A 25389-nucleotide genomic window follows, 5' to 3' on the forward strand; every position below is an offset into this window, starting at 1 on the left:
AGCTTCTCTAAGCTATATCCTTGTTTTCTAAGTTCATAGATCTGAACTTTATCATCATAACTCAATTTCATAATAAAACACCCCAAAAGTTAGATTTTTTCTGTCTAACTTTTGGGGTGCAGTACACAGACAACCTCTTTTTTGTTTACTCAATTTCTTAAGACCAATTCCGAGCTACTTCTTCATCTGCCTTTAACTGGTCCACTAATTGGTCGACTGAGTCAAATTTGGTCATATCTCGAATACGATCAAGCCAATAAACCATAACGGTTTCACCATAAATATCTTGATTAAAATCAAAAATGTTGACTTCAAAACGTGCTTCTTCTCCATCAAAGGTCACATTTTTTCCAACACTAGCCATAGCACGATACTTCTGTCTTTGAATCTCAACATCAACCACATAAACGCCATCTGCCGGCATATAAGTACGGTCTAAAAGCACCAAATTAGCTGTTGGATAACCAATCGTACGACCACGAGCATTACCATGGACAACCATTCCTCTTGATGGAAGCGGTACCCCCAAAAGTTCTCCTGCTTCTTTCACATTTCCGTCTAAAATAGCTTGACGAATACGTGTTGAACTAATCTTTCCTTTCTCATCTTCTACAGGTGGGACGATGATAACTTCTCCATCAAAGTAATCCTTTAAATCTTCTGCCGTTTTTTTGTCAGAACCAAATGTATAATCAAAACCTGCAACAATAATTTTGGCATTCATAGCCTTGATATAGGTTGCAAAAAATTCTTCTGCCGTGAGACTAGCGAATTGGCTACTAAAATCAAGGAGATATAATTCTTCTACACCTTCGCGTTTTAATTTTCTTTCACGTTCAGCAGGATTTAAAATATGTAAAAACAAATCAGGATGATAAGGCTCTAAAGCAATCTTTGGAGATTCATTAAATGTCATAACTACGATAGGCAATAAATCCTTTCTCGCAGCCTTGTTGGCAACACGAAATAATTCTTGATGTCCCTTATGTATACCATCAAAATAGCCAAGAACTACGACTGAATCAGATGGTGTGCCAATATCTTTTTGGTTTTTTATAGGAATAGTAATAATCATAAAATAATTATATCATAGTGATAGCTATTTCTGAACCAGAAAATCTGAAATGTCCTTTTTTTAACCTGAAGTGTAGCAGTTTAGAAGAATTTTGTTTTTGAAATCTTAATAAAGAACAAGAGATTGAATTAAAAATCTTAAAATCAGAAAAACGCATCATATCAGCTACCTAAAACTTGATACAATGCGTTTATTTAAATATGAAACAATCTACTCCATTTTTCAAAATGAACATCCAGCAGCCTTTTTACTTTTTATTAATAAGTTCCTTCTTCACCTTGGCTAGTCAAGATAACAGGTCCATCTTTAGTAATCACGAATTGGTGTTCATATTGACAAGATAAACCACCGTCAATGGTTTTATGCGCCCAACCGGTCTTCATATCAGTATCAATTTCCCAGTCACCTGTATTGATCATTGGTTCAATGGTCAAAACCATTCCTTCACGGAGACGAAGACCACGACCAGCAATACCATAGTTAGGAACCATTGGTTCTTCGTGCATGGTTGGACCAACACCATGACCAACCAAATCACGTACTACACCGTAACCACGACTTTCAGCGTATTCTTGAATCGCTGCACCGATATCACCGATACGATTTCCAACAACAGCTTGCTCGATTCCCTTGTACATGGCTTCTTTGGTCACATTCATCAAGTTTTTCACTTCTTCGGACGGTGTACCAACAGCATAAGCCCAACACGAGTCTGCTAAACCACCAGAGTAGCTCTGAGTGTATTTTTTCATTTGCTCCACATTGTTGAAGTTTAGTTTTGAGACATTCAGGTCAGATTTAGCAATAGGACCTCCCAAAACCATATCAACCTTGAGTAAATCACCATCTTTCAAGATATAGTGACGAGGAAAAGCGTGAGCTACTTCATCGTTAAGAGAGCAGCAGGTAGCATAAGGATAGTCCATCATAGCACCGTCAACACCAATCTGAAGCGGAAGGAAATTTTCTTCCTTACAACGACGGCGGACATACTCTTCAACTTCCCACATATCTACGCCAGGCTTAATCAAATCACGTAAGCCGATATGAATGCTTGCTAGAAAATCCCCAGCCTTGTCCATAGCTTCGATTTCACGAGCTGATTTTAATGTTATCATTTTTTCTCCTAGTTTCTAATTAATTTTAACGGTCACATTTGCTTTTGAAACAATCTGGTGACCATGATAAATATCATAATCGATAATAGCTGACCGTCTCGTATGATGGATAATACGTGCTTGAATACGCAGTATATCATCTATCTGAACAGCCTGTAAAAAGTAAATCAGCATCTGCTCAATAATGAGATTTCGACCACTATTAACAACTAAATCTTGGGTCATGTGGGTCAAAATTTCTGCCAATACACCATTAGCCAAAACACCGTTCTTCTCAAGCATAAAGGGTTCCACTGTAATGACTACTTCATCATGATGATAAGAAAGTTTTTGTCCAATCTGCTCAGAAAAAGTAGGTAGAGCAGAAACTTGGGAACGACTCATCTTCTCCATGACATCTCGTCTAGTTATAACGCCAAGTAAGGTTTGATTACTTCGAATAACTGGTACCATTTCAAAGTCTTCAGCAATCATCCGTTGACTCACATTGGCAATATTTGTCGATAATCCAACTAAAAATAGACTGCGGGACATGACCTTATCAATTGTGGTACTTGGTGACTTATCACCAGCGTCTCTCATGGTTACAACGCCCACAACAACCTGATGTTGATTAATAACAGGGAAACGACTGCTACGATTCTTACGTACCAAGTCCAAATAATCTTTAACAGTGTCGGTCTCTCTCAGAAAACCATATTCATGACTCGGACGGTACAGTTTCTCAACTGTCAAAATATCTGTTTTGATTTGAACATTTGACAAGGCTTTATTAATCATGGTCGCAACGGTGAAAGTATCATGCTTGCTTCTTAGAACAGGAATTCCTTTTTGATTGGCCAGTTTAATGACATCATCATGAACCTGAAATCCACCTGTAACCAGAACTGCATTTTCATTTTCCAGCGCTAATAATTGAATACGAGTCCGGTCTCCGACAATCAAGAGCCCCCCATCATGAAGGTAAGATAAGATATTTTGCTCAGTCATGGCACCGATTGAGAACTTACTAAACTCTCTCTCTAAACCTTCTTGACCAGCTAGAACCTCAGAAGAAGTCACTTCTGCAATTTCAGCAAAAGTTAATCTTTCAATGGCAACTTTTTGTGATTTAACACGGATAGTACCACTTCTAGGACGGGTTTCCACAATTCCACGGTTTTCAGCTTCTTTAATGGCCCGATAAGCCGTTCCATCACTGACTCCCAGATGATTGGAAATGCTACGAACACTGACCCTTTTACCAACGGGTAATTCTTCCAAATAACTTAGAATTTCTTGGTGCTTACTCATTGAATTCTCCTTTTACATACCGAAATTCAAGATAATCCCGCATTTTTCTTGTGTAGCGATCACTTCCTTTAAACTGACGAATCAATCGAAATCCAGCCTTAAGAGCAACCCTTTGGCTAGCTTCATTTTCAAGGTGAGTAATGATGGCTAATTGTTTTAAACCAAATTCTTCAAAAGAAAGCTGACATAGTTTTTTTACAACTTCTGTCATGAAACCTTGAGACCATGCATCTTTTCTCAAAAAATAGCCAAGCTCTGCTTCTTTTTTGATTTCATCTAACTTCTCAAATTTAATAGAACCAATCATTTTTTCAGTTTTCTTGTCACAAATAGCCCATACTCCTAAAGGAGCCTTCATAAAGTAATTAGCCAGTGCATATTGGCTTTCTTCCAGACTTGCCTGAGTCGGAAAAATAAATTGGAGATTTTCGGGATTTGAAGCTATCTCATGAAAGTCTTGACTATCACTAAAAAAGAAAGGACGCAAATACAAGCGATCCGTTTCAAAAAAAGAAAACATTGCTAATTTGGTCCAAATATTCATAATCACCTCTACGGTTTATTCTTCAACAAGTGTAATATCCGCTCCTAGATTACGTAATTTTTCAATAATATCTGAATAACCACGTAAGATGAACTCAATATTTGTAATTTCAGTTTTACCTTCAGCCATCAAACCAGCAATGACAAGTGCGGCCCCAGCTCTAAGGTCAGTAGCTTTTACATTTGCCCCACGTAAACTACGTCCACCGTTATATAAAATATGGTCATTTGTAGTCGTAATATCCGCGTCCATCTTTGCTAGTTCAAAAACATGGTTTACACGTTTCTCATAAATGGTATCAATAATGGTACCACGCCCTTCCGCTGTTAACAAGAGAGGAGTAATTGGTTGTTGCAAGTCAGTAGCAAAACCAGGATAAGGAGCTGTCTTAATATTGATTGCTTTCAAATTAGACTGTTCCTCGACAAAAATGCTGTCTTCAGATACAGTCATTCGAACTCCCATTTCTTCCAACTTCGCAATGAAACCTTCTAAGTGTTCGTATAGTACATTATTAATACGAATTCCCTTACCAACTGCAGCAGCTAAGGAAATATACGTTCCAGCTTCAATACGATCTGGAATCACCTGATGACGCGTTCCGTGTAATCTTTCAACACCATCAATAATGATGATATTGGTTCCTGCACCACGGATATGGGCACCCATATTATTCAAGAGAGTAGCTACATCAATAATCTCAGGCTCACGGGCTGCATTTTCAATAATAGTACGACCACTTGCTTTAACCGCAGCAATCATCGTATTAATAGTCGCACCGACACTAACCGTGTCCATGTAGATACTTGCGCCGTGAAGTCCTGTATCTTTGGCAGATAACTTCATGTTATCTCCCTCGTAGCTGACAGTTGCTCCCATAGCTTCAAAAGCCTTAAGGTGTAAGTCAATAGGGCGAGGTCCCAAATCACATCCACCAGGTAAACCAACAGTAGCTTCACCAAAGCGACCTAAAAGACTTCCATAAAAATAATAAGATGCACGAAGACTGTTGATTTTCCCATAAGGCATTGGAATATTTTGAACACCTCTTGGATCAATCTCCAATACATCGTCATAACGCTTAACGGTAGCACCCATTAACTCCATGATTTCGACAAGACTAGCAACATCAGAAATATCAGGTACACAATCTAAAGTCACAACATCATCTGCCAAAATAATAGCCGGAATTAAAGCTACAACACTATTTTTTGCGCCACTAATGGTAATCTCACCTTGCAGGGGCAAGCCACCATTGATAACAATTTTTCTCATTTTAAATTTTTAATACTCTTTCAAAATTTCTAAAAAGGTCCTACGTTAAAGTATACCATAATTTCACCTTTTTTTCTATCATTTTCAATTATATTAGCTGAATCGTATTTGTATTAACTTACCTTTTTTAAAAAGTTATGCCCCTTTTTTGCCCCCTGAACAGAAAAAAAGCCCTTCGGATCAAATCCGAGGGGCTAGAAACGTTGTTAAATCAACGGCCGAACTTTTGAATTTCAAGGTTCGGGATAAAATAGTTCACTGAACTATTTTATTTTTTAAGGTTGTAGAATGATTTCAATCCACGGTATTCAGCTACTTCACCAAGTTGGTCTTCAATACGAAGCAATTGGTTGTATTTAGCAATACGGTCTGTACGTGAAAGTGAACCAGTCTTGATTTGTCCTGCGTTTGTTGCAACTGCGATGTCAGCGATTGTTGAATCTTCAGTTTCACCTGAACGGTGTGATACAACGGCAGTGTAACCAGCTTCTTTAGCCATTTCGATAGCGTCGAATGTTTCAGTAAGAGTACCGATTTGGTTAACTTTGATAAGGATTGAGTTAGCTGCGCCTTCTGCGATACCTTTTTCAAGGTATGAAGTGTTTGTTACGAAGAAGTCGTCACCAACCAATTGAACTTTACCACCAAGACGTTCAGTAAGAGCTTTCCATCCGTCCCAGTCATTTTCATCCATACCATCTTCGATAGTGATGATTGGGTATTTGTTTACCAATTCTTCAAGGTAGTCGATTTGTTCTGCAGCAGTACGTACAGCAGCTCCTTCACCTTCAAATTTAGTGTAGTCGTAAACTTTACGTTCTTTATCGTAGAATTCTGATGAAGCACAGTCAAATCCGATAAATACGTCTTTACCTGGAACATATCCAGCAGCTTCGATAGCAGCAAGGATAGTTTCAACACCGTCTTCAGTTCCTTCGAAACGAGGAGCGAATCCACCTTCGTCACCTACGGCTGTTTCAAGACCACGAGATTTAAGGATTTTCTTAAGAGCGTGGAAGATTTCAGCACCCCAACGAAGAGCTTCTTTGAATGTAGGTGCACCAGCAGGTACGATCATGAACTCTTGGAAAGCAATTGGAGCATCTGAGTGAGAACCACCGTTGATGATGTTCATCATTGGAGTTGGAAGAACTTTAGTGTTGAATCCACCAAGGTAGCTGTAAAGTGGGATTTCAAGGTAGTCAGCAGCAGCGCGAGCTACAGCGATAGACACACCAAGGATTGCGTTGGCACCCAATTTACCTTTGTTAGGAGTACCGTCAAGTGCGATCATAGCACGGTCGATAGCTTGTTGGTCACGTACATCGTAGCCGATGATTGCTTCAGCAATGATGTTGTTTACGTTGTCAACAGCTTTTTGTGTACCAAGACCACCGTAACGAGATTTGTCACCGTCGCGAAGTTCAACTGCTTCGTGTTCACCAGTAGAAGCTCCTGATGGAACCATACCACGTCCGAAAGCACCTGATTCAGTGTAAACTTCTACTTCAAGTGTTGGGTTACCGCGTGAGTCTAGGACTTCGCGAGCGTAAACATCAGTAATAATTGACATTTTTTACTCTCCTTATGAGTTAAATTTTTTACACCTCTATAATACCTTAAATACCCTCCTTTTTCAAGAAAAAACGTTATCTTTGTGCAAATTTTCCTTAACTTTATAAAGTAATCGCTTTCTTTTGTCTGTTTTATTCTAACTTTTATGATATACTGTTTTCATGACAGATTTATCAAAACAATTACTTGAAAAAGCTCATGGTGGGCCAAAAATAAATCCGGATGAGCAAAGACGCTATCTTGGCACTTTTGAGGAAAGAGTTCTTGGATATGCAGATATTGATACGGCAAATAGCCCTCAGCTAGAAAAAGGCTTTTTATCTATTTTAGAAAACCTTCAGGAAAAAGCGGAGCCACTATTTGTGAAGATTTCACCAAATATCGAATTTGACAAACAAGTTTTCTACTTAAAAGAAGCCAAAGAAACTGATAGTCAAGCTACCATTGTATCCGAAGAGCATACTTCTTCTCCTTTTGGCCTGATTATCCACACCAATGCACCAGTTCAAGTAGAAGAAAAGAACCTTCGACTTGCTTTTGCAAAACTTTGGGAAGTTAAAAAGGAAGAACCTGCCAAAACATCCTTATGGAAGAAATGGTTTGGCTAAATCTTATTCATACTTAATAAACGTCCAATATTGGCAGTTGTGTGCTCCAGATAGAGACTGGCATTTTTCAAACTATCTTCTAAAGCTTCACTTTTCTCCAAAATAGAAAAGGCCGCTTGGATATTCTCAAATGGTAGGGAAGGTAAATCCTCAGCAATACTACCACAAATAGCAATGACAGGAACTCCGACAGGGGTTCTTTTTGCAACACCTATAGGCGCTTTACCTGCTAAACTTTGACGATCTAGCCTTCCTTCTCCTACAACTACCAAGTCAGCATCTAAAACTTTCTTATCAAAGTTGATTAGGTTCAAGCAGGTATCAATTCCCGACACGATATTTGCCTGAGCAAAGGTACACAAACCACCAGCAATGCCTCCACCAGCTCCTGCTCCTTTAATTTGCAATGTTACAGGTGAGACTTTTTCATAAAAATCTTGGATTGCCTGATCTACGACTGCAAACATAGTAGGATGTAAACCTTTTTGTTTGCCAAAAGTGTAAGTCGCACCTTGATGACCACATAAGGGACTCACGACATCTGCTAAAATACGAATTTGCACATCTTCAGGAATTTCATAGCGATTTTCTGTTGAAACAGAAGCTAAGTTTAGTAAGGACTGACCGCATGCAGGTAAGACATTTCCATCCCTATCATAAAATTGATAACCTAAACCAGTAGCAATACCAATACCGCCATCATTACTGGCCGTACCACCAACACCGATATAGATATCTTTAATCCCTTTAACAATGAGGTGGCGAATCAACTCTCCAATACCACAAGTTTGGATTTGCAGTGGATTTCGTTTCTCTAGCGGAATTTTTCCAAGGCCAACCAAGTCGGCAACTTCAAATAGTGCCAGTTGACTTTTTTGAAAATAGCGCATTGCTTCTTTTTGTCCAAAAGGTCCTGTCACTTGGATCCATTTTTCTTCAAGGTCAAGAGAATGTCGAATGGAATCTACTGTACCTTCGCCACCATCACCAACAGGGCAGAGAAGACATTCTACATCTGCTATTGATTGTTGGAAGCCTCTTTTTATTGCTTCAGCCACCTGTTGAGCGGACAAGCTTTCCTTAAACGAATCTGGTGCAATTACAATCTTCATATTTTCCCTCATTCTAAACAGTCAATCAAAGGTAGAGCTTCTAAAAAATCCCTCTTGTCAACATGATGTTGTATTTCTTTTTTGAGTACCTCTTTGGCACAAAAAGCAATTCCCAGTCCTGCTGACTTCAACATTAATAGATCATTGGCCCCGTCACCGATTGCAATCGTTCTTTCTTTAGGAAGTTTTAGTTTCTCTCTCCATTTTTCCAGAGTCTCTTTTTTGACCTGGGGACTGATAATTTGTCCAACTAATTTTCCTGTTAGATGACCGTCTTTATCTTCAAGTTGATTGGCAGAGAAATAGGCAATACCGAGAGATTTTGCTAATCTATCAACTATTGGTGTAAATCCACCGGACACCAGACCAACTTGAATGCCATTCTTTTGGAGAATGGAAATGAATTCCTGGGCATTTGGAGATAGATGAATAGAGTTGAAGACTTTATCAAAGATCGAAATAGAAAGGCCTTCCAACAAGGAAACTCTTTTTCTTAAACTGCTTTCAAAGTCTATCTCTCCTCGCATTGCCCAACTTGTAATCTGAGATATTTCCTCCTCACGACCTACCTCTCTTCCCAAAAGATCAATCACTTCTTCTAGAATTAAGGTTCCATCAACATCCATAACACACAAGCCTTTTACTTGAGACATCAGTTCTCCTCTCTAAACAGCCCAAAAATCGTATGAAGCCATCATACGATTTTATCTATTAATTAACTAAACTATGGTACAAGTCAAGGTATGACTTGCAGGCTGTATCCCATGAGAAATCACACTCCATGGCTTGTTTTTGTAAGTTTCTCCAAACGTCAGGATGATTTCTATACAAGTCTAATGCTGTTTGGAAAGTCCAATTCAACCAGTAAGGTGAAAGATTGTCAAAGCTAAATCCAGTACCGTTTCCTTCGATTGGATTGAAAGCGCGAACGGTATCTCGTAAACCACCAACCTCATGAACCAATGGCAAGGTTCCGTAACGCATAGCCATCATTTGAGACAAGCCACACGGTTCAAAACGACTTGGCATGAGGAAGAGGTCACATGCAGCGTAGATTTCTTGAGCTAGTTTGACATCAAAAGTGATATTTGCTGATAGCTTGTCTGGGTAAATTTGAGCAAACCATGAGAAAGCTCCTTCAAAGGCTGAATCACCAGTTCCCAAAAGAACAATCTGAACATCTTCTTGCAAGATATGGTGCAGACTTTCCACTACCACATCAAAACCTTTTTGACGTGTCAAACGAGAAACAATTCCCACCAGAGGAACATCAGCTCTAACTGGCAAGCCAACTCTCTCTTGTAATTTTGCCTTATTCTTGGCTTTTCCAGACAAATCTTCCTGATTAAAATGATAGTCTAATAGGGTATCGGTCTGAGGATTATAAAGGTCAGCATCAATCCCATTCACGATACCAGAAACTTTACCAGACTCCATTCGGAGAATCTGATCCAAGTTACATCCGAACTGGCTAGTCATAATTTCATGAGCATAACTAGGTGAAACAGTTGACACACGGTCTGCGTAAAGAATTCCAGCCTTCATCCAGTTCAGACAGTTATTCCAGCGAAGGGTCCCATCAGCGTAGCGTTCAAAGCCAACTCCAAACAAATCCCATAACATTCCTTCTGAAAATTGTCCTTGGAATTCCAAATTATGAATAGTTAAAACAGTTTTTATTCCTTGATAGGCTTGAATCCAACGGTATTTTTCCTTTAACAAGAAAGGAATCATAGCTGTATGGTAATCATGAACATGGAGAAGGTCAGGAATAAAGTCAATCCTTTCCATAGCCTCAATGGCAGCCAGTTGGAAAAAGGCAAAGCGTTCTCCGTCATCAAAATCACCGTAAACATGACCACGGAAGAAATAATATTGGTTGTCAATAAAGTAGAAGGTTACACCGTTTAAGACGGTTTTCTTAATTCCACAATACTGTCTGCGCCAACCAACACTCACCTCAAAATGAAGAACATCTTCAATCTGATTTCCAAATTTAGCCTCTACCATGTCATAGTAGGGTAAAATTACTGCAACTTCATGTCCCGCTTTTACAAGTGATTTAGGAAGAGCGCCAATGACGTCTCCCAAACCACCTGTTTTTGAAAAGGGTGCGCCCTCTGCGGCTACAAATAAAATTTTCATGAATGAATATCCTCTGTTACTTTGCTACCTTTCTTAACGACGACTGGATGTTCTGCAGTTCCACGGATCACAACTCCATCCGCAACTTCCACACCCTTGTCCAAGATAGCGTATTCTACCTGAGCACCTTCTCCAATAACAACACGAGGGAATAAGATGCTATCTTTAACCAAACTATCCTTATGGACATGAATATTACGTGATAAAACAGAATTAGCCACTTGACCTTCAATAATACTACCAGAGGCAAACTGAGAAGTGCTTACCTTAGATGTATTAGCATAATAAGTTGGCTCTTCGTTTTTTACCTTTGTGTAAATCTTTTGGTTTGGAGTAAATAGAGAGTAGAATTTTTGAGATTCAAGCATATCTTTATTAGCTTGGTAATAAGACTCTACAGAATGAATATTTGCCAGATAACCTGTGTACTCGTAGGCAAAAGCCCCTTCTTTTGCCGCCAAATCCCGTAAAACATAACGCAATTTCTCTGGATGTTCTTTCTTAGCTTCTTCTTCTAAGCGTTCAATCAACCAAGGTGTATCGACGACAAAGATATCTGTGGACATATTGTAAACTTCATCTGATGATTTACTATCAAAGAGTTTATGAGAACGGACATGGTCTGTTTCATCCACTTCTAAGATTGCATTTACTTCTGAAATATCTTTTTTAGGTAGTTTTTTATAAACTACAGTGATTGGACCTTTTGTTGTAGTGTGTAGGTGGAATACTTGGTTCAGATCAATATTAATCAAAACATCACAGTTAAGTGACACTGTTTGGTTTGAGCCGGAACGTTTCAAATAAGTAAGAAGCTGTTGGTAGTATTCTTTTCCAACTGTACTACTTTCCACACGGGTATTGTAAATACCTAGATAGTAGTGGCTAAGAAGAGTTGACAAGCCCCACTCACGCCCTGAACGGATATGGTCAAAGACTGAACTGATATTGTCTTGTTGGAAAATACCAAAAATACTACGGACACCAGCATTAGCAAGACTTGAAAGCGGGAAGTCAATCAAGCGATATTTACCACCAAATGGCAAACTAGCTACTGGACGGTGGTCTGTCAGTGTTGACATATCATGAAAACCAACTGTGTTTCCTAAAATGGCAGAATATTTATCAATCTTCATCTGTTGCTACCCCCACTACTTCATCATATCCTACAACTTGTACTTCTTCTGTTCCATCAATTTCGACACCATCAGAAATAACTGCACCTTCACCAATAATGGCACGTTTGATTTTAGCTCCCTGACCGACAATTGCACCACTCATGATAACTGAATCTACTACTTCTTTCTGCCCCTTCGCGAACTTGCGCACCTGTTGAGAGGATAGAATGTTTAACAGTTCCATCTACGAAACAGCCATCGACAACCAAGGAATCTTCCACATGAGCATTTGCCCCAAGGAAGTTTGGTGGTGAAATTAAGTTTCTTGAGTAAATCTTCCATTGACGGTTACGGCTATCTAAGGCATTTTCTGGAGAAATGTACTCCATGTTGGCTTCCCAAAGTGACTCAATCGTACCAACGTCTTTCCAGTAACCATTAAATTCGTAAGCATAGACACTTTCACCTGACTCAAGGTAATTTGGAATGACATTCTTACCAAAGTCTGACATATCGACATTGCTCTTTTCAGCAGCAACAAGCATATTGCGGAGACGTTGCCAATCAAAGATATAGATTCCCATAGAAGCTTTGGTAGATTTAGGTTGAGCTGGTTTTTCTTCAAATTCAACAATACGATTGTTTGCATCTGTATTCATGATACCAAAACGGCTAGCTTCTTTAAGAGGGACGTCAAGAACTGCGACTGTCAAACTAGCATTATTATCTTTGTGAGACTGGAGCATATCATCATAATCCATTTTGTAGATATGGTCTCCAGATAGAATCAAAACATACTCAGGGTTGACACTGTCGATATAATCAATATTTTGGTAAATGGCGTGGCTAGTCCCCTCAAACCAACGATTTCCTTCACTTGCAGAATAAGGTTGAAGAATAGAGACACCAGAATTGATACCATCTAGTCCCCAGCTTGAACCATTCCCGATATGGTTGTTGAGAGCAAGTGGTTGGTACTGTGTAATGACTCCAACATTGTTGATGCCTGAGTTGGCACAGTTTGAAAGAGCAAAGTCAATGATACGGTAGCGCCCACCAAATTGCACAGCTGGTTTTGCAATGCTTTGAGTGAGTTTACCGAGACGAGTTCCTTGCCCACCAGCAAGAATCAAAGCTAACATTTCATTCTTCATTTTCTACTCCTTTTTGGTTTTTACTTGTGACGGTTTTAGTAGGTTTCAAGCGACGTTTGATTTTCCAAACACTTGCTCCCATAGCTGGTAGGGTAAAGGTCAAGGTCTGCTCATAATCTTTCCATAGTTCTTCTTGCGTTTGCACAGTTTGATTATGTTCTTTCCAAACGCCTCCCCACTCTTCTAACTCAGTATTCCAGACTTCTTCGTAAATCCCTGCAACAGGAAGTCCGATTGTAAAATCTTTTCGTTCAACAGGTGCCATATTAAAGATACAGACTAACATATCATCCTTCTTACCCTTACGGATGAAGGAAAGAACACTCTGGTCTCGATTATCCGCATCAATGATTTCAATACCATCATAGCTGGTATCAATTTCCCACAGACAGCGGTGGTCTTTGTAAAACTGGTTTAGCTGAGAAGTGAAATACTTCATCTTAGCATTCATTGGATCTTCTAGATTAGACCATTCCAACTGTTCTTCAGATTTCCATTCTAGGAATTGCCCATATTCACTACCCATGAAGAGCAATTTTTTACCTGGGTGACAAATTTGGTAAGTATAGAGATTGCGCAAGCCTGCGAATTGATTGTAGCGATCTCCCCACATCTTGTGCATCATACTCTTCTTGCCATGAACCACTTCATCGTGTGAGAATGGTAAGAGATAGTTCTCCTTGAAGACATACATAAAGCTGAAAGTCACCAGGTTAAAGTCATATTTACGATAAATCGGATCTTCTTCATAGAAACGGAGGATATCATTCATCCAACCCATATTCCATTTGTAGTCAAATCCTAGACCATCTGAATCCTTAGTGTCAGTAATCTGAGTAGCTGATGAACTTTCCTCAGCTATCATCATAACGTCTGGATGAACTAGTTTAATCACATCATTCAAGCGTTGAAGGAAATAATAACCTTCATAGTTGAGATTGCCACCATCTTTATTAGGAGTCCATGGAGCATCATCGTAGTCAAGATAGAGCATGTTGCTAACCGCATCCACGCGAATACCATCTAAATGATAAAAATCAATCCAGAACTTAATACTAGAGATCAAGAAAGACTGGACTTCATTCTTTCCAAGGTCAAAATTAAGTGCTCCCCAACCGTAGTTATGAGCCTTATTATGGTCTTGGTATTCAAAAGTCGGTGTTCCATCATAATAGGCCAAGGCATCATCATTAATAGTAAAGTGACCAGGTACCCAGTCTACGATAACGCCTATATTGTTTAAGTGACATTCCTCAACAAAATCTTGAAACTCTTCAGGACGACCATAGGCATGCTCTAAAGCAAAGTAACCCATAAGCTGATAGCCCCAACTCAAACCTAGTGGGTGAGACATCAAAGGCATAAACTCAATGTGAGTATAGTTCATCTCAACCAAGTAAGGAATAAGTTCATCTTTCAATTGAGAAAAACTATAGGGGCTGCCATCAGGATTTCTCTTCCAAGAGCCAGCATGAGCCTCGTAAATATTGACAGGACGCTCTTCAAAGCTCAAGCGTTTTCTACGGGCTAGCCAGAGACCATCCTTCCATTTCTTTTCTGGAATCTCTGTTAAAATAGCCCCAGTACCAGGTCGTGCCTCATACCTTACAGCCAAAGGGTCAATCTTCATCAACTGATGACCGTTTGATCGTGTGATATGATACTTATAAATTTGGCCTTCTTGAGCAAGAGTGGTAAAGACTTCCCAGATCCCAAATTCATTTCGTTCCATTGGAATTTGATTTTCAACCCAATTGGTGAAATCCCCTACCAAGTGAACAGCCTGAGCATTAGGCGCCCACACACGAAAAGTATAGCCATACTCTCCATTTTTTTCTTCCCTATGAGCTCCCAGATAGTGCTGGAGGTGAAAATTTTCACCTGTCATAAAGGTTTTTAAAGCATTATTCTTATCCATACACCCTCCTAACTCTGTAAGCGTTTTCTATAGATTTATTATACTACCTTTTTAGGGAAGATTCAAGTAAATTACGGAATTTGCAAAAAAATCTTTTGAAAGTCTTCAACAAATTCACTGATGTGTTCACTTGTAAATCAAGAAATTTTCAGAAACGCTTTGAAAACGAATTGTTTTTTTATAATACTATCATAAAGTTCGTTATTTTACCAATAAAATTGTTGTTTTAAAGTAAAAAAAGAAACCAGGAAAACAATTTCCTGATTTTACATTTCATTTCACATCAAAAACAATGGATTTGACATTTGTCATCGCTTCAATACTATATTTAATTCCTTGCACTCCAGCGCCAGAACCTTTGACACCAAGGAATGGGAAATTATCTGGACCACGCTGGGTTTTATTATTTATATGAACTGTACCCACTTCAAGTTTTTCAGCAATTTCAAATGCTTTTTTGAAATCATTTGTAAAGACTGAGGATTGAAGGCCGAATTCAGATTCGTTGGCAAAGGCAATGGCTTCCTCTACACTAGCCACACGGATAATTGGTAAAACAGGACCAAATGGCTCTTCCCATGCCACTTTCATATCTTTTGTAACTTGGTCAAAAAGCACTGGCCATAGAAGATTGCCTTCGCGTTTGATTGGTGTAAGAGCCTGAGCACCTTTTTCTTGTGCATCATCAATCAAGCCCCAAATAAAGTCTGCTGAAGCATTGTCGATAACTGGTGTGATATCAGCATTGTCGAATGGATCGCCAACTGTTAATTTAGTAACCTCTGCTTGAAGCAAAGCAGCTAGTGTATCTGCTACACTTTCGATAACAATAACACGTTTAATGGCTGTGCAACGTTGACCTGAATAGCTAAAGGCACCCGCAACAATTTGCTTGGCAGCATGTTCCAAATCTGCATCTTCTAGTACTAAGGCTGCATCTTTCCCACCAAGCTCCAACATGATTGGACGCATACCAGCTAAACGACCAATACGTTCTCCGATAGGAGTTGAACCTGTAAAGTTGATGAAGTTGACTTCTTTGTGTTCAATGATATAATCCCCAATTTCTGAACCACGACCCGTAATGGTATTGAAAACACCAGCCGGAATCCCTGCTTCTTCAAACGCTTTAGCCAACAAGAGCCCAGAAATAGAACCTTGTGTTGGTGGCTTAAACATGACTACATTCCCTGCAATCAAGGCAGGTGCAATTTTAGAAGCAGATAAATTAACTGGATAATTAAAGGGAGCGATAGCCAGCACGACACCAACTGGCTCGCGACGAACAACGGCCAATTTATTTTTACTTGCTGCTTCAAAACCGCCACCTTCCATTGCTTGTCCAGTGATACGGAGACCTTCCTCAGCAGCATAGCGAATCAAGTCTGCGGTACGCACCACTTCTCCAATAGCTGCTTTAATTCCCTTTGCCACTTCTTTGGCAAGTATAGTACCAATTTCTTCCTTATCACGTTCTAAAATAGCTGCTGTTTTGTGCAAATAAGCCGCACGTTCAACTGCTGATAAAGCTCGCCAAGCTGGCAGGGCTGCACGCGCAGCTTTCATAGCCTCATCTACTTCTGCCTGAGTCATAGCTGGAACAGTCCCTAATTCTTCTTGGTTTATTGGTGAATAAATCGTAATTTCTTTTTCAGCTGATTTCCATTTTCCATTTACTAAATTCTGATATCTTGTCAAATTCTCGTCCTCCTGAAAATGATTAAGATATATTTTACCAAATTTTCAGAAAATTACAACCCTTTTTGCAATTTTTTTGAGATTATTTTCACAAGCTTGGTTTTTCAAACTATTTGAAACTTGATTCTAATCTTCATTGAAAACTTATAAATGATAAAAAGGATTAGACAATCTAACCCTTTTTAGTTTATGCATTTAAGAGAGTACTTTTAGCACTGCGACACTAGTATCATCAATGACATTTTCTTGTTTCGAACGACTATTGGTCACAAGCATTTCTAGATTTCCTGCATTTTCAAAGTATAAGGAAGTTCCCTTGGCATTGAATACTACCAATAGATGTTCTGGCCCCCCGTGAATCTCGTAAACAATCCATCCGCTATTTTCTGCAGCTGTGTGAACAAAGACATGACGGTAAACTTCTTCGTATGTAGGATAAGAAAAGGCGCTAGTCTGTGTTTTCAGTCGAATAATTTGACGGACAAAGTCAATGCTTTCTTGTCTTTCATTGATTAAATCCCAGTTTATTTGGTTAACACTGTCAGGAGCGTTGTAACTATTCATAGCACGTTCTCGGTCTGCCGAAGTGAGTTGTCCATGTTCACCCGTCGGAATTAATTTGGTTCGACCAAATTCTTGGCCAATTTCCATAAAGGACATTCCTTGCATGAGAAGGTTCATTACTGTCGCCGTCTCAACCTTGCGCATAATCTGGTCTGAACTTTGATCAGGATGAAGAGTCGCCAACAAATCATGAAGATTGTAATTGTCATGGGCTTCAACATAGTTGAGAACCTGGTTTGGACTGAGATAAGAACCCAATTCTCGGCTACCAAGAATGGCCTTGGCAATGATTGGTTCAGTGGCTGCACCACTTACAAATCCTGACTTGATTGCACCATAAACTTCTCCTCCTTTGACCGCATCACGCTGATTATCATTGAAGAATCCGATATTTGGCATTTGGTAGGCATTATCCTTCTTGGCCTTATCATAAGTTGCAAGACCTGTTCCCATATCCCAGCCTTCTCCATAAGTGATAATACGGGGATCAACCTCATCTAGCGCCCAACGAATCGCTTGCATGGTTTTGACATTATGAATACCCATCAAGTCAAAACGGAAGCCGTCAATATTGTATTCCTGTACCCAGTATAGAAGAGAATCAATCATGTACTTGCGGAACATTTCGTGTTCACTGGCTGTTTCATTTCCAACACCTGTTCCATTCTGGAAGGTACCGTCTGGATTCATACGATAGTAGTAATCAGGGACAGTTGTTTGGAAAGGTGCATCAACCGTTGAAAAGGTGTGATTATAAACCACGTCCATAATGACACCAATCCCCGCATCGTGATAGGCTTGAACCATGGTCTTCAAATCACGAATGACCTGCCCTGGATCATCTGGATTACTAGAAAAACTTGGTTCTGGTGCATTGTAGTTTTGAGGGTCATAACCCCAGTTATAGGTTACATTTCCATCCTCATCGTATTCCTTATGGCGATCAAAGATAGGCTGGAGTTGAACATAGTTGCAGCCAAGTTCTTTGATATAGTCAAAGGCGGTTGCTTGTCCGAATTGGTTTACAGTTCCAGTCTGGGCAGCACCAAGGAAGGTTCCACGGAGATGCTCTGCAACTCCAGAGGTCGGAGATTTGGTTAAATCTCGGATATGCATTTCACAGATAACTGCTTTACATGGATTTTCCAAACGCCAAGGCGCTTCTGTTCCATGTTTGACCACAAATCCTTCTACTTGTCTGTCTTGATGAGAAAGAATTACGGAACGTTTGCCGTCAGGACTTGTGGCAATCGTGTAAGGATCTCTCGTCACAGTCTGGTGGTGAGGAAAGTCAATCTGATACTGATAAGCCTTGCCAGCAAGATTTTCATCTAAGTCTAGACTCCAAACACCAATGGTATTGTACTTATGACTGTATGAATAGCTATTACCACGCTCTAGATTAAAGGTTTTCCAAATCGGAGCGTCGTTGCTGGTATTTTCGTAGACAACCACCTGTACAGCAGTAGCCGTAGGAGCCCAAAGTTTAAAGCTAGTCTGATAATCTGAAAGACTGTAACCTAGTTCTCCTTGGTAGCCCCAGTGGTGATCAAAACTAGCGCTATGTATTGCTCTATCAAAAGCAAATGGATTTTGATCTTTGTAGTAAGGACTAGCAATGGCTGGGTTTTCAGAATAATAAACAGTCTCGTCGCCCTCTAAAATCCAAACTTCTGTCAGAAGCGGATAGTAGTTATAACGCACGGAATATTCCTTAACTGTCCCATCAATCTCGACAGAAAACTTCAGGTTTTCTAACTTTTCTTGACTTGTAACTGTGAAGGAGAACTTTGCTCCAAAAAAGTTATTTTCATAATACAATTTTTCAACATTGTCCGCCTGTTTTCTACTAAATGAACAGGCTGCATAATCCCCGTTTTTTCGATGAAAATGGATGACTACAGGGTAATTTAACATTTCTTTTCCTAATTTCTAATTTTAATTTAATTTTTTATGTGGTGCTGATAGATTCAGCAATTTAATTTCTGACTCAAGATAGACTCAATTCATGTCAAAACACTTCAGGATAGACAGTTTCAGACTATCTAACATCTAGCCTTCTACTATTCTTTACAAACTTTCGAGCCAAGCTTCATCTCGAACCTCGATACCAAGTTCTTGTGCTTTTTGAAGTTTACTTCCAGCATCTGCTCCTGCAACAACAAGGTCGGTCTTTTTAGACACACTGCCTGTTACCTTGGCACCCAGACTTTCGAGTTTACTTTTAGCTTCTGAGCGCTTGAGACGTTCCAATTTCCCAGTCAATACAACGGTCAAACCTGACAAGGCCGCATCCGCTACTACTGTCTGTTCTTTATAGTCCAGATTGACCCCAGCTTCTTTCAATTCTCTGAGGAGAATTTCAGAGCCTTCTGTCGCAAAATATGTCTGAAGACTCTTGGCAATCACACCACCCAGACTCTCAATACTAGCCACTTCCTCTGGATCTGCCTGAGCCAGATTTTCGATTGAATGAAAATGTTGAAGTAACAACTGACTGGCCTTGCTTCCGACATGGCGAATACCTAGTCCAAACAAGAGTTTTTCAGCAGAGTTTTCCTTAGATGCTTGGATGGCCTGATACAGTTTAGAAGCAGACTTTTCCTTAACCCCCTCTAAAAGAAGAAAATCTTCCTCTTTCAAACGATAAATATCTGCCACGTCCTTAACCAGATTAGCAGCAAAGAGTTTCTCAACAATAGATGGACCAAGGCCTGTAATATTCATAGCATCACGAGAAGTGAAGTGAATCAAGCCTTCCATGATTTGAGCAGGGCAACGCGGATTGATACAACGCAGGGCCACTTCATCTTCAAAGTGCAGCAAGTCAGAGTTACAACTTGGACAGTGTGTAGGGATATCTAGTTTCTCTTCAGAAACCCGTTTGGACTCTACGACACGCAAAACGGCAGGGATGATGTCCCCAGCCTTATAGATGATAACCGTGTCGTCTTTACGGATATCTTTTTCAGCAATATAATCTACATTGTGCAGGGTCGCACGGCTAACAGTTGTTCCAGCTAGCTGAACAGGGGTCAGATTAGCAGTTGGAGTCACAACGCCCGTACGACCAACTGTCCAATCAACTGATAAGAGTTGAGATTCTTTTTCTTCAGCTGGGAACTTGTAGGCTACTGCCCACTTTGGAGCCTTAACAGTAAAGCCAAGTTCTTCTTGACCTGCTAGGTCATTGACCTTGATCACCACCCCATCGATATCATAAGGTAGATTCTCTCGTTCCTGTCCTACTTCTTGGATAAAATCCCAAATCTCATCCATATTTTCAGCCAGAATTCGTTTAGAATTGACTACAAAACCAAGTTGTTCTAAGTGCTTCAAAACCTTTTCTTGGCTGTCACGAGTTGAAGGGCTGGCTTCTTGATAAAGGAATGTCGCAAGGTTACGCTTGGCAACTACTGCTGTATCCAGCTGACGCAATGTTCCTGCTGCCGCATTACGAGGATTGGCAAATTCAGGCTCTCCATTTTCTTGGCGAACTTGGTTGACCTGGTCAAAGGAAGCGCGTGGCATGTAACATTCCCCACGAACTGTGATATCTAGCTCTTCTGGCAAAGTCAAAGGAATGTCCTTAACACGCTTGAGGTTTTCCGTGATGTTCTCCCCAACAGAACCATCTCCACGCGTTGCACCTGCAACTAAAATCCCCTTTTCATAAGTCAACGAGATAGACAAACCATCGATTTTCAGCTCACAAATATAGGTTGGATGAGCCACTTCCTTACGAACACGCGCATCAAAAGCATCAAGCTCCTCACGTGAAAAAGCATCCTGCAAACTATAAAGAGGATACTGATGACTGTATTTTTCAAAACCATCTAAAACCTTGCCACCAACACGATGGGTCGGACTGTCTGCTAATACTTGATCTGGATAGGTAGCCTCCAACTCAACCAACTCACGGTAAAGGCGGTCATACTCACTATCTGAAACCGAGGGATTATCGCTGGTATAGTACTCAGTCGCATAGCGATTGAGCAAGGCGACTAACTCATTCATTCTTTTATTCATAAAACTATTTTACCATAAAGTAAGCCCTCCTCACAAACGAGAAGGGCGGAAAAAACACTTAGATTGGAATTATTTTTGAAGTCCAAGAAAACTTATGTCTCTTTTTCAAAACGGGTTCGAACATATCCGAGAGCTAAGAAGGATAAGATGACAACTCCTAGTCCAATAATCAAGAAAGAATAAAGATGGACACTTGGAAGCAAGGTCATTAAACCTGTTGCTAGGGGCATAAAAAGTATAGCTAAGGTATAAATCGAACTGAGAACTCTTCCCAGATATTCACCATCAACCTTGGTTTGTACCTGTGTAAAGAAGTGAATATTGAACATCGTCATAAATAGTTCACAAATGAAATTCCCTGAAAAAGCAAGATAGGTGGGGAGGGTGAAACCCATTATCATCACTCCAAGTCCAGTCAGAGCCAATAAAAATAAAAGCATTTCCATACTGGCTTTAATCTTACTAGCTAACAGCGCCCCAACAATTGAACCGATAGCCCCCATAGTTAAAATAGTGGCATAGGCACCTTGAACTCCATAGAGCTGATTTGAAAAGGGAAGGAGGTAATTAAAAGCTGCAAAGAAAAAATTGACACTTGAAGCCATGACTAGTAAAAAGAAGATTTCCCTTTGCTTCACAATATAGTGAACTCCCTCCTTGATATCAGTACAAATAACTTTGAATGTAAGTTTCTTCTCCCCCAAAGTTTTCTCTTCTTTCTTTGGAAGCAGGGCTACCAAACCAAAAGCAAGAAAAAAACTAAGGGCATCTAATACCAAGGTAATGCGAAGACTTGCAAATTGTAAAACCAGAAAAGAAAGTACAGGGGAACTCACACTGACAACCTGCAAGACCAACTCCAAACGAGAATTGTAGAGGACCAGTTCATCCTTCTCTACCAATTCTGTGATAATGGCCTTATTTGCAGGTCTAGAAAAGGCAAAAGCAATAGCCTGCACAATATTAGCAACAATCAAAGCCCCAATCATCCAGCTGTCATTCCTTATGAAAGAAATAGCCAGGCAAAGAATCCCACAAACAAGGTCTGCCGCCATTAAAATCTTACGACGAGAAAAACGGTCTGAAATGACTCCACCAAAGGGATTGGCGAGAATGGATGTGACGAGCTCAGAAATCTGATACATTCCTAAAACTGTCTGTCCGATAGTCCCCATGGAAGCCAACCAGACACTATTTCCATAATCATAGAGCATATTCCCTATCTTGTTAACAGCTCCACGGCTAATCAACTGTACTGCATAGCGATTCATATAAAAACTCCTCTCAAATTTTGAAACTATTGTATCAAAACCGAAAGGAGCTTTTTCATTTTTCCCTTATTTGGGAAAATTAATCTTTGACAAATTTTTCGTAGTGTTCCTGATAGTAGGCTACTTGCTCAGGAAGACCTAACACATCAAAAATATGCATGGCCTCTTGCATTTGGCTACAACCTTCTTTACACTGTCCTTTTTGGTACAAGGCAAAGCCTTTTAGGTAATGTAAAATATTTCGTTCATACAGACTAATGTTTTTACCAATAATCTTCTCTGTATAAGCCTCGAAATAGCTAGCATTATCAAAAGCAAGATGCTCTAAACAATGCTGGTAACAATTGAGGGCCAAAATCAACACTAATCTCTTATGGCGACCAATCTCTTGGTAAAATTCCTCCCTCTCCATAACTTCTCTACCAATCCGAGTGACATAATCCACATCGTAGAAACTATAGAGGTTTCCAAAAAGAATCAACTCATACATGGTCCATTCTTCTGTTTTGAAGAGATAATCTGCTACCTTATCCAAATCATCCTTCTTCATCTCATAAGTCGCATCTCTTTGACAAATCAGACCCTGTAGCAAAATCCAGTTAAGCTCAAAATAAAGGGGAGTCGTCGAACTCTTAGCCTTTTCAAGTTGTTCTTCTTGAAGCTTTTGAAAACCTACAATATCATTTGAGTAGTAAAGCGGGATAATCTGTGCCATCATAGACACATGTTCATGATTTTGAAAATCCCTAGCCTTGTCCATGAAATTTTCAATGGTCACATGAATGTTATCCAAAATCTCAAAGAAACGAGAAACTGCTAGGTCAGACTCCCCAAGCTCAAAGCGAGATAACTGAGAGGTTGAACAGGACTCCCCTGCCGCCTCCTTTAAAGAATAATTTCCACTTGTCCGAAATTCACGAAATACTTTTCCAAGATGTTCCATCTTTACACCTGCTCTGATAATTCTTCCCATTCAAGCATGGCTTCTTCCTGACGATGGCTGATTTTGTCCAGCTCAGCCTGCAATTCCATGAGTTCGCCGGCATCGTTTGTTTCCAACATTTGTTCAGAAATGGCTTGGCTTTGACTTTCTAGCTCTTCAATTTCAGCTTCTAGACTTTCGATTTGTCGCATGAGTTTGCGAACTTCTTTTTGACTTTCTTTCTGGGCCTGATAGTCATTGACTGGACTTGATTCTTTTACTTGATTGTGAGTTGAATCTTCCTCAGCCTGAGTCATTTCTACTTCTGCTTTCTTCTCAACATAGTAGTCGTAATCTCCCAAGTAAAGAGTCGAACCCTTCTCAGACAATTCCAAAACATGAGTTGCCACACGATTGATAAAGTAACGGTCATGACTGACGAATAGAAGAGTTCCATCAAAGTCAATCAAGGCATTTTCTAGCACTTCCTTGCTATCAATATCCAAGTGGTTGGTTGGCTCATCCAGAATCAAGAAGTTATTGTTTTCCATAGACAATTTAGCCAAAAGCAAACGAGCTTTCTCGCCACCTGACAGCATGCCGACTGATTTTTTAACATCATCACCAGAGAAAAGGAAGGCACCTAGACGGTTACGGATTTCAACTTCTGGTGTCAGTTTAAAATCATTCCAGAGCTCATCTAATACAGTATTACTTGGTGTCAGCTTACTTTGGGTTTGGTCATAGTAACCCACCTCAACATTGGCACCAAAGCGCTTTTCACCTTTGATAAAAGGAATCTGGTCCACAATAGACTTGATAAAGGTTGACTTACCGATTCCATTTGGACCAACGATGGCAACAGCATTCATTTTACGGAGGTCTAGGTTAATAGGCTCTGACAATATTTCCCCATCATAGCCAATAGCCACATTTTCAACAGTCAATACAACATTACCCGACGTTTTTTCAGACTGGAAGGTCATATTGGCTGCTTTCTTGCCAGCTTCAGGCTTGTCTAAACGCTCCATTTTTTCCAGTTGTTTACGACGGGATTGGGCACGTTTAGTCGTTGAAGCTCGGACTAGATTGCGGTTGACAAAGTCTTCCAGAGCAGCGATCTCCTTCTGCTGCTTTTCATAGTTTTTTGCTTCAGTAGCTAGCTTCTGCTCTTTCAACTCAACAAAACGAGAGTAATTCCCAACATAACGATCCAAAGAATGCTTGGTCAAATCTAGCGTAATTGTCGCAACCTTATCCAAGAAATAACGGTCGTGGCTGACAATAATAAGGGCACCGCTATAATTTACTAAGTAATTCTCTAGCCAGGCTATAGTTTCAATATCTAAGTGGTTAGTTGGCTCGTCCAAGACCAAGAGATTGGGCTTTTCAAGAAGCATTTTGGCCAGCGCCAGACGGGTATTTTGACCACCAGAAAGCTCAGCAATTCTCATCTGCCACATTGACTCGTCAAACTTAAATCCATTCAAAATCGCTCGAATATCAGCTTCATAGGTAAAGCCACCTGCCTGACGAAAATTTTCAGATAAGCGATCGTAATCTGACATCAGTTTATCCAAATCATCACCAGACTTTTCTCCCATCTCCAACTCCATCTGACGAAGTTGTTTCTCCGTCCGACGTAAGTCATCAAAGACATGAAGCATCTCATCATAGATGGTATTTTCAGACTCAAAACGGCTATCTTGGGCTAGGTAAGACAGAGAAATATCTTTTTTCTTATTGATTTCTCCACTAGTTGGCTCCTCTTCTCCAACTAAAATCTTCAAAAGAGTAGACTTACCTGCACCATTTTTCCCAACAAGGGCTATCCGATCTCGTTCATCAACTTGTAGGTTAATATTATCAAAAAGAACATCTCCTGCAAAAGAACGTTCAATTTTATTAGCTTGTAAAATAATCATACAAACAGTATAGCATGTTTCCCTAAGGCATTCAAGACTTGATAA

At 39.9% G+C, this 25389-nt stretch carries 18 protein-coding genes and 2 pseudogenes; 1 reads left to right on the forward strand and 19 read right to left on the reverse strand.

The genetic code is table 11. The annotated features are described in order from the left end of the window. From QM818_RS02255 to eno, 7 genes and pseudogenes are all read right to left on the reverse strand, one after another. A pseudogene (locus QM818_RS02255) lies at positions 1–71 on the reverse strand (transposase); the annotation flags it as partial. 86 nt (positions 72–157) lie between these two features. Beyond that, the gene (locus QM818_RS02260) at positions 158–1075 is read right to left on the reverse strand and encodes a bifunctional riboflavin kinase/FAD synthetase (RefSeq protein WP_084927290.1); all 918 of its coding nucleotides are present in this window, start codon (positions 1073–1075) and stop codon (positions 158–160) included. Between the two features lie 257 nt (positions 1076–1332). Beyond that, positions 1333–2193, reverse strand: a complete 861-nt coding sequence (locus tag QM818_RS02265) for a methionyl aminopeptidase (RefSeq protein ID WP_049488763.1) — start codon at positions 2191–2193, stop codon at positions 1333–1335. Positions 2194–2208: 15 nt separating this feature from the next. After that, complete coding sequence (gene spxR / locus QM818_RS02270) at positions 2209–3486, reverse strand: CBS-HotDog domain-containing transcription factor SpxR (RefSeq protein ID WP_261080612.1); 1278 nt, start codon at positions 3484–3486, stop codon at positions 2209–2211. After that, on the reverse strand, positions 3479–4030 hold the full coding sequence (locus QM818_RS02275; protein ID WP_261080707.1) for a GNAT family N-acetyltransferase: 552 nt from the start codon (positions 4028–4030) through the stop codon (positions 3479–3481). The genes spxR and QM818_RS02275 overlap by 8 nt, the downstream gene beginning before the upstream one ends. Positions 4031–4045: 15 nt before the next feature. Beyond that, entirely contained in the window at positions 4046–5305 is a 1260-nt protein-coding gene (locus QM818_RS02280) for a UDP-N-acetylglucosamine 1-carboxyvinyltransferase (RefSeq protein WP_084927292.1), read from the reverse strand. A 268-nt stretch (positions 5306–5573) separates the two neighbouring features. After that, complete coding sequence (eno, locus tag QM818_RS02285) at positions 5574–6878, reverse strand: surface-displayed alpha-enolase (RefSeq protein ID WP_000022824.1); 1305 nt, start codon at positions 6876–6878, stop codon at positions 5574–5576. A 163-nt stretch (positions 6879–7041) separates the two neighbouring features. Here eno and QM818_RS02290 point away from each other — a divergent pair, with 163 nt between their 5' ends. Next, a complete protein-coding gene (locus QM818_RS02290) occupies positions 7042–7488 on the forward strand; it encodes a DUF1694 domain-containing protein (protein ID WP_265473191.1) in 447 nt (148 codons plus the stop codon). Here QM818_RS02290 and QM818_RS02295 read toward each other — a convergent pair. The 12 genes and pseudogenes from QM818_RS02295 to QM818_RS02350 all read right to left on the reverse strand — a co-directional run bounded on the left by QM818_RS02295 (position 7485) and on the right by QM818_RS02350 (position 25344). After that, complete coding sequence (locus tag QM818_RS02295) at positions 7485–8600, reverse strand: glycerate kinase (RefSeq protein ID WP_414299863.1); 1116 nt, start codon at positions 8598–8600, stop codon at positions 7485–7487. The genes QM818_RS02290 and QM818_RS02295 overlap by 4 nt on opposite strands. A gap of 8 nt (positions 8601–8608) precedes the next feature. Next, positions 8609–9253 carry a phosphoserine phosphatase SerB gene (gene serB / locus QM818_RS02300; protein WP_020901394.1) on the reverse strand — a complete coding sequence of 215 codons (645 nt, stop codon included), beginning with the start codon at positions 9251–9253 and terminating at the stop codon, positions 8609–8611. Between the two features lie 58 nt (positions 9254–9311). Further along, positions 9312–10745 (reverse strand): glycogen synthase GlgA, encoded by a 1434-nt coding sequence (gene glgA, locus QM818_RS02305; protein WP_084927295.1) that lies wholly within the window; start codon positions 10743–10745, stop codon positions 9312–9314. Beyond that, on the reverse strand, positions 10742–11881 hold the full coding sequence (gene glgD / locus QM818_RS02310; RefSeq protein WP_084927296.1) for a glucose-1-phosphate adenylyltransferase subunit GlgD: 1140 nt from the start codon (positions 11879–11881) through the stop codon (positions 10742–10744). The genes glgA and glgD overlap by 4 nt, the downstream gene beginning before the upstream one ends. Continuing rightward, positions 11871–13017: pseudogene (locus QM818_RS02315) on the reverse strand (glucose-1-phosphate adenylyltransferase). Before QM818_RS02315 ends, glgD begins: the two are co-directional and overlap by 11 nt. Beyond that, complete coding sequence (gene glgB, locus QM818_RS02320) at positions 13007–14935, reverse strand: 1,4-alpha-glucan branching protein GlgB (RefSeq protein ID WP_414299864.1); 1929 nt, start codon at positions 14933–14935, stop codon at positions 13007–13009. Before glgB ends, QM818_RS02315 begins: the two are co-directional and overlap by 11 nt. A 273-nt stretch (positions 14936–15208) precedes the next feature. After that, positions 15209–16633, reverse strand: a complete 1425-nt coding sequence (locus tag QM818_RS02325; protein WP_000199367.1) for an NADP-dependent glyceraldehyde-3-phosphate dehydrogenase — start codon at positions 16631–16633, stop codon at positions 15209–15211. Positions 16634–16828: 195 nt separating this feature from the next. Next, positions 16829–19114 (reverse strand): type I pullulanase, encoded by a 2286-nt coding sequence (gene pulA / locus QM818_RS02330; RefSeq protein WP_000935956.1) that lies wholly within the window; start codon positions 19112–19114, stop codon positions 16829–16831. A gap of 153 nt (positions 19115–19267) precedes the next feature. Then, positions 19268–21226 carry an NAD-dependent DNA ligase LigA gene (ligA, locus tag QM818_RS02335; RefSeq protein ID WP_414299865.1) on the reverse strand — a complete coding sequence of 653 codons (1959 nt, stop codon included), beginning with the start codon at positions 21224–21226 and terminating at the stop codon, positions 19268–19270. Positions 21227–21318: 92 nt separating this feature from the next. After that, on the reverse strand, positions 21319–22497 hold the full coding sequence (locus QM818_RS02340) for an MFS transporter (RefSeq protein WP_261047645.1): 1179 nt from the start codon (positions 22495–22497) through the stop codon (positions 21319–21321). A 79-nt stretch (positions 22498–22576) separates the two neighbouring features. Then, positions 22577–23440 carry an Rgg family transcriptional regulator gene (locus QM818_RS02345; protein ID WP_414299884.1) on the reverse strand — a complete coding sequence of 288 codons (864 nt, stop codon included), beginning with the start codon at positions 23438–23440 and terminating at the stop codon, positions 22577–22579. A 2-nt stretch (positions 23441–23442) separates the two neighbouring features. Continuing rightward, positions 23443–25344 carry an ABC transporter ATP-binding protein gene (locus QM818_RS02350; RefSeq protein WP_414299866.1) on the reverse strand — a complete coding sequence of 634 codons (1902 nt, stop codon included), beginning with the start codon at positions 25342–25344 and terminating at the stop codon, positions 23443–23445. Positions 25345–25389: the final 45 nt, after the last annotated feature.

The organism is Streptococcus mitis, from assembly GCF_047464035.1.
Lineage (GTDB): Bacteria > Bacillota > Bacilli > Lactobacillales > Streptococcaceae > Streptococcus > Streptococcus mitis_DX.

What these genes read in the sequence shown, in the direction of transcription:
- QM818_RS02260 (WP_084927290.1), bottom strand. Translation starts at nt 1,075, where the DNA reads ATGATTATTACTATTCCTATAAAAAACCAAAAAGATATTGGCACACCA.
- QM818_RS02265 (WP_049488763.1), bottom strand. Translation starts at nt 2,193, where the DNA reads ATGATAACATTAAAATCAGCTCGTGAAATCGAAGCTATGGACAAGGCT.
- spxR (WP_261080612.1), bottom strand. Translation starts at nt 3,486, where the DNA reads ATGAGTAAGCACCAAGAAATTCTAAGTTATTTGGAAGAATTACCCGTT.
- QM818_RS02275 (WP_261080707.1), bottom strand. Translation starts at nt 4,030, where the DNA reads ATGAATATTTGGACCAAATTAGCAATGTTTTCTTTTTTTGAAACGGAT.
- QM818_RS02280 (WP_084927292.1), bottom strand. Translation starts at nt 5,305, where the DNA reads ATGAGAAAAATTGTTATCAATGGTGGCTTGCCCCTGCAAGGTGAGATT.
- eno (WP_000022824.1), bottom strand. Translation starts at nt 6,878, where the DNA reads ATGTCAATTATTACTGATGTTTACGCTCGCGAAGTCCTAGACTCACGC.
- QM818_RS02290 (WP_265473191.1), top strand. Translation starts at nt 7,042, where the DNA reads ATGACAGATTTATCAAAACAATTACTTGAAAAAGCTCATGGTGGGCCA.
- QM818_RS02295 (WP_414299863.1), bottom strand. Translation starts at nt 8,600, where the DNA reads ATGAAGATTGTAATTGCACCAGATTCGTTTAAGGAAAGCTTGTCCGCT.
- serB (WP_020901394.1), bottom strand. Translation starts at nt 9,253, where the DNA reads ATGTCTCAAGTAAAAGGCTTGTGTGTTATGGATGTTGATGGAACCTTA.
- glgA (WP_084927295.1), bottom strand. Translation starts at nt 10,745, where the DNA reads ATGAAAATTTTATTTGTAGCCGCAGAGGGCGCACCCTTTTCAAAAACA.
- glgD (WP_084927296.1), bottom strand. Translation starts at nt 11,881, where the DNA reads ATGAAGATTGATAAATATTCTGCCATTTTAGGAAACACAGTTGGTTTT.
- glgB (WP_414299864.1), bottom strand. Translation starts at nt 14,935, where the DNA reads ATGGATAAGAATAATGCTTTAAAAACCTTTATGACAGGTGAAAATTTT.
- pulA (WP_000935956.1), bottom strand. Translation starts at nt 19,114, where the DNA reads ATGTTAAATTACCCTGTAGTCATCCATTTTCATCGAAAAAACGGGGAT.
- ligA (WP_414299865.1), bottom strand. Translation starts at nt 21,226, where the DNA reads ATGAATAAAAGAATGAATGAGTTAGTCGCCTTGCTCAATCGCTATGCG.
- QM818_RS02340 (WP_261047645.1), bottom strand. Translation starts at nt 22,497, where the DNA reads ATGAATCGCTATGCAGTACAGTTGATTAGCCGTGGAGCTGTTAACAAG.
- QM818_RS02345 (WP_414299884.1), bottom strand. Translation starts at nt 23,440, where the DNA reads ATGGAACATCTTGGAAAAGTATTTCGTGAATTTCGGACAAGTGGAAAT.
- QM818_RS02350 (WP_414299866.1), bottom strand. Translation starts at nt 25,344, where the DNA reads ATGATTATTTTACAAGCTAATAAAATTGAACGTTCTTTTGCAGGAGAT.